The 4,351-nt window shown below is 63.3% G+C and carries 3 protein-coding genes; 1 reads left to right on the top strand and 2 read right to left on the bottom strand.

Annotated elements, in window-relative coordinates:
* Nucleotides 1–1,131: 1,131 nt before the first annotated feature.
* A complete protein-coding gene (locus ASG92_RS24580) occupies nucleotides 1,132–1,350 on the top strand; it encodes a hypothetical protein (protein WP_056634855.1) in 219 nt (72 codons plus the stop codon).
* 220 nt (nucleotides 1,351–1,570) lie between these two features.
* Here ASG92_RS24580 and ASG92_RS30375 read toward each other — a convergent pair whose 3' ends face one another.
* A complete protein-coding gene (locus ASG92_RS30375; protein ID WP_277310645.1) occupies nucleotides 1,571–1,693 on the bottom strand; it encodes a hypothetical protein in 123 nt (40 codons plus the stop codon).
* Nucleotides 1,694–2,478: 785 nt separating this feature from the next.
* Entirely contained in the window at nucleotides 2,479–3,711 is a 1,233-nt protein-coding gene (locus ASG92_RS24575) for a saccharopine dehydrogenase NADP-binding domain-containing protein (RefSeq protein WP_056634852.1), read from the bottom strand.
* Between the last annotated feature and the right edge of the window lie 640 nt (nucleotides 3,712–4,351).

The following is a 4,351-nucleotide window of genomic DNA, read 5'->3' as shown; positions in this document are numbered from 1 at the left end:
CCTGGGGCCGTCGCCGGCGTACGCCGCTGAGAAGGCGGAGTTCGGCGCGGTGCGACGCGCCCGCTGGTTCGGGGCCTGACGCGCCTCGCACGTTCGGGGTGTCGCAGGACCGGGGTGGCAGAGCCGGGGTGGCTAGCGTGGAGGCATGCCCGGCCCCCGTCGCACCCGCGCCCCGGGCGTAGTGCGGCGGCGGACGCTCGGCGTGTTCCGGCTGTTAGTCACGACCCTCGAGATTCGTCGCGATCGTCGGGAACCTCGAGTACGTGCTCGGGTTCCGGTTTCTTCGCGCCGGTGGCTGGCCAGCGCAGCTTCGAGGTCGGTCTCATCAACCATCCACTGCTGTCCCTGCTTGACTGACATGACGCGGAGATTGTTGAACGAGACGGTACCGCTGCGGGCCGCAGATTGCCGGTACCAGTCGTAGGCATTCTGCACTGCTGAAGGCGTTCCCTCCCCTGCCCGGTGACCGCGGGTTTCCGGGCAGCAGTCTCGTGCTCGCTTTGCAGGCCGGGGTCCTGTGTCCGCGCGAGCCCGAGGTGGTAGCCCACGGTCGCCGGCAGCGGCACCGGTGAGGTCGGAGATCTGCCTCCGGCTAAGGCCCTTCCGGTACATGAGCACCCACTCCTGGTATGGAGCGCGGCGTCGCGGAGTAGTCGTCACGGGTCCATCCTGCCAAAGCCCGGCCGGATCTCGACTTTTCGCACTTCCGTTGCACTCAGATATGCGGGCCGCTATGTCGTCCGCCGGCTGTCCGTATCCGGGAATTCACGGAGCGTCGCCGCTACGGCTCTGACCGCCGCCGGGTCTTCGGTCCAAGGCCGGCCTGTCCGGGTGCAGGCCTGGAATTTTGTCACTTTCGAATGTTTGGCTGCCTCAGTAAGTTCTGCCCACGCGCACCCGCAGATCCTCCGGGAGTTCCGGCGACACGGGTGCATCCGGGACAGGGGCGGCCGCCTGAACAGGACCCAAGGGTGCCGCAGTTGCGGCCTTTCGCCGAAAAAGACTTCTAAGGCCCATTTCTGTTTCCCCCTCTGACAGTTTGAGCGAATCCAGAGTATCAATGCCGCATCAAGGCGTCGGGGCCCTCCCTTAAACGCTGTTCCCAAGATTGCATCTGACAGACTGGCCGGCATGATCGAGATGCCGACGCCTGAACCGCCTGAGCTGGAGCCGGACAAGATCCGGGCCCTGATCGACTACGCGGACAGGATGGCCGCGTTCATGGAGGCTGAGATGGAGCTGGCCCGTCAGCTTGGCAGGGCAACTCCGGAGAACGACCTGAGCGAACTCGTCAAAGGCTGGAGGTTCACCGCACAGGGCCTGCGGGACAGCTACGACGGACGGTTCTGAGACAGAACCACCACGGCGGCATGAACCCGCCGCGATGGAGTGGCACCTATTATCCGAAAGAGCTGGATCTATGCCAGCGCCCGTGCCACGTCGTAGCCGGCTGATTTCGCCAGCTTGTGCCGTGATCTGTCGTACCGTCTCGTCGTCCGAGGATCCGCCTGTCCCATGCTGTCCACCACGCTGTCTCGAACGGGGCCGGTACGCACTGACGCTGGCACCTCTACCCAGGAAGTGTGAAGTAGCTCGCCGGGTCGTCTGCGCCCAGGAGTTCGTGGTGGAACATCATGGCGTCCACCGGGCGGGTGTCCACGAACAGGACAGCCAGAGTCCGGGAGTGGACCACGGTGTACCGGACAGACCCGTCCAGCCAGGAGTGGATTCCAGAACAGTCGGTTCTTCATATTCGGCACTCTGCTCCCAAGGTGCGACTCTCAAGAGCCGCGCCCCGACGCTGATCAGCAGAAGTTCGCGACCGATTGAACTCTCATAGGTGCATCGAATACCTCAAAAATGAACATTGGTGGTCACAAACTATTAGCCGGAGATGGGTAGTAGAAATGGCTATGACCTGCGGAAATTCGCGGAATTTTCCCGTTTGGGACCCATATAAATTTTCAGATTTTCTCGCCGGTGAATGTTGAAATCGGAGGTGGGTTGGTCGGGGCCGTGTTTCCCCTGTTCAGGCAAGGTTCTCGGCATTCAATTTGGCCCCTGGCAGGGCGATCAAGTCGACCGGGCCGAGCTTGACCGGAGGACGATAGCGATCCTTGCGAGAGACCATGAGAGGGGCTTGATTGACGAACGTTCAAGAACGAGGTGGGTCGGCATGGGCCCCGCTCGCTTCGTGCTAGCTTGACCAACCAGCGGCCGACTGATGGACGAGTAATCGGGCACCTAGATGATCATCGCGGGGACGCTGGCTCGAGCTCGGTCACGACTACCCGTGTCTGGCGGAGGCTGCCGTCAACAGGTGCGACCCCGCCCGTTAAAAGCCGATTTGGAACGCACCGCTGGTCGTGATCATTAGATGACCTGGCATACTCCGTCGGGGAAATCTCATTGGACCGCTAGTCGGACTGGTCCAGTCAATGATTGCCCCGTTATCAGTTGACCTGCAGGACCGTGGGCTCAAGCGAGTTTGGTTACCTGATAGGTGTGGCCGGCCGCACGGAGTCGCTGCATGAGCACGTCGCCGAGTGCAGTGGCCGGTGTCAGCGACCCTTTCGCGGTCGGCAGCCGGTCACCGTCGAGGGCAAGAGCGAGTGCAGTCTCGCCTGCCATCACGGCGGTGGCGGCATAGCCGGGATCACCAGGGCCGGCAGCAATCGCCAGGTAACGCTGGCCGTCCTCGGTGCGGGCGGTCACCTGGGAGTGGAACCAGCCCGCGCGCTGCATGCTGGTGCTCGGACCCGCACCTGGTGCCGGAAGACAGCGGTCGAGCACCGCCCGGGTCGGCGGGAACGCCATCGCGCCCATGAATGCCCGGAGCCCGAGTGCCATTGCCCTGGCGATGACCGCTCCTGCCGGTCCGGGGGCCACCCCCATCACCTCGCCGTACTGAAGGGAGCGGCCGTAGGCCCAGCCCTGCAATGCGTTGCTGCGGCGCACTATCCGAGTGTTAAATGGGGCCATGATGAAAGGCGCGGTCCAGGTGCCGTCATCGGAACGGCGCACAGGACCGGCATCAGGAGGCTGTTGTGTCGTCGGCTCCCGTGTGCGGTCGGGGCTCAGAGCGTAGGGGTCCGCGGCTAGTGACCTCAGGGCGGTGCTCGATCGCATCGCGTCGAGCTGCCCGCGCATCGATTCGAGCGTGCCTCCGCTGATGCCAGCCTTGGCCGTAGCAACGAGTTGGACCTCGACCAGACCGCCAGCGCCATCGGCTTCTGCCGCCTGATGAAGCAGCAGTACAGCGAGGTCGGACGGCACCGAGTCGTAGCCGCAGGAGTGCACGATCCTGGCCCCGCTCGTCCTGGCCACAGCGTCGTAGCGATCGATCGCCTCCCGGATGAAGGACACCTCACCAGTGAGGTCGGCGTAGTGGGTACCGGCCCGTGCGCAGGCGTCGACGACGGGTAGTCCGTGTTTCGCGTATGGACCGACGGTTGTGAAGAGCACGCATGTGCCCGCGGCCAGGGCGGCGATTGAGTCCGCGTCCTCCGAGTTGGCTTCGATGAGGGCCCATCCGTGCGCTGCGACCGGCAACTGCGACCGAACCGCCTCGAGTCTGGACCTGGACCGGCCCGCGAGTCCGACTCGCATGCCGGCCGGTGCATGCTCAGCGACGTAGGCGGCGACCAGTCGGCCAACGAAACCCGTCGCTCCGTAGAGAACGAGGTCATTTTCCCGAGATGAGGTGTCCATAACTGCAGCCTTTCACAGCGGCAACTAAAAGCTGACACACGGCTCCTTGCTTTGGTCCTCGGAACAACCGAAACTGATCTACGTTCGAACGAGAAGTCGGGTCCGCCCGCCACAGCCGGGGACAATTCTCAGAGGTTATCCACCGCTACTGCTGCCAGGGAGCTAACCCAACGGCTCCCAATTCCCAGCCGTAGATAACCTGAATTGACCCCAGCCAAGGACGGATCAGAGTCGCCACCAGTTCCGGCCGCGTGATCAGCAAGCACGAGTTGCCCGACCGAGGCAGGCTGATGGAATCACTGTTATCGGCGTTTCAGATAGGCGGGGAGTAGCTATAGAAGTGGACCCGCGCAGCGTGCTTTATTGGTCCTCGGCGTGCGTGATGGCCGCCCGGGAGGCTCGCTTCCCAATTCCTGACCTACGAGCACCCTTTGGCACACCGAGACGCTGAAGCCACGGGTGTGGAGCAACATCTGTACACGATGCCGTTATCGCTTATTGGTGGTGATTAAGGAAGGCTTCAGTGCGAGCGGCGGGCATACGGGTACAGCTGAATCAAGTAACGGAAGCGCCCAGGCGGCAAATTTCAGGCGGATGCTTCAAAGCGCGGCAGCGCGTGCAGAGTCCACCCGTTCCAGCC

Source organism: Arthrobacter sp. Soil736 (assembly GCF_001428005.1).
Classification (GTDB): domain Bacteria; phylum Actinomycetota; class Actinomycetes; order Actinomycetales; family Micrococcaceae; genus Arthrobacter.
The sequence above is the reverse complement of the archived record's forward strand: the minus strand, read 5'-3'. Positions and strand labels throughout refer to the sequence as shown.

What these genes read in the sequence shown, in the direction of transcription:
- ASG92_RS24575 (WP_056634852.1), bottom strand. Translation starts at nt 3,711, where the DNA reads ATGGACACCTCATCTCGGGAAAATGACCTCGTTCTCTACGGAGCGACG.
- ASG92_RS24580 (WP_056634855.1), top strand. Translation starts at nt 1,132, where the DNA reads ATGATCGAGATGCCGACGCCTGAACCGCCTGAGCTGGAGCCGGACAAG.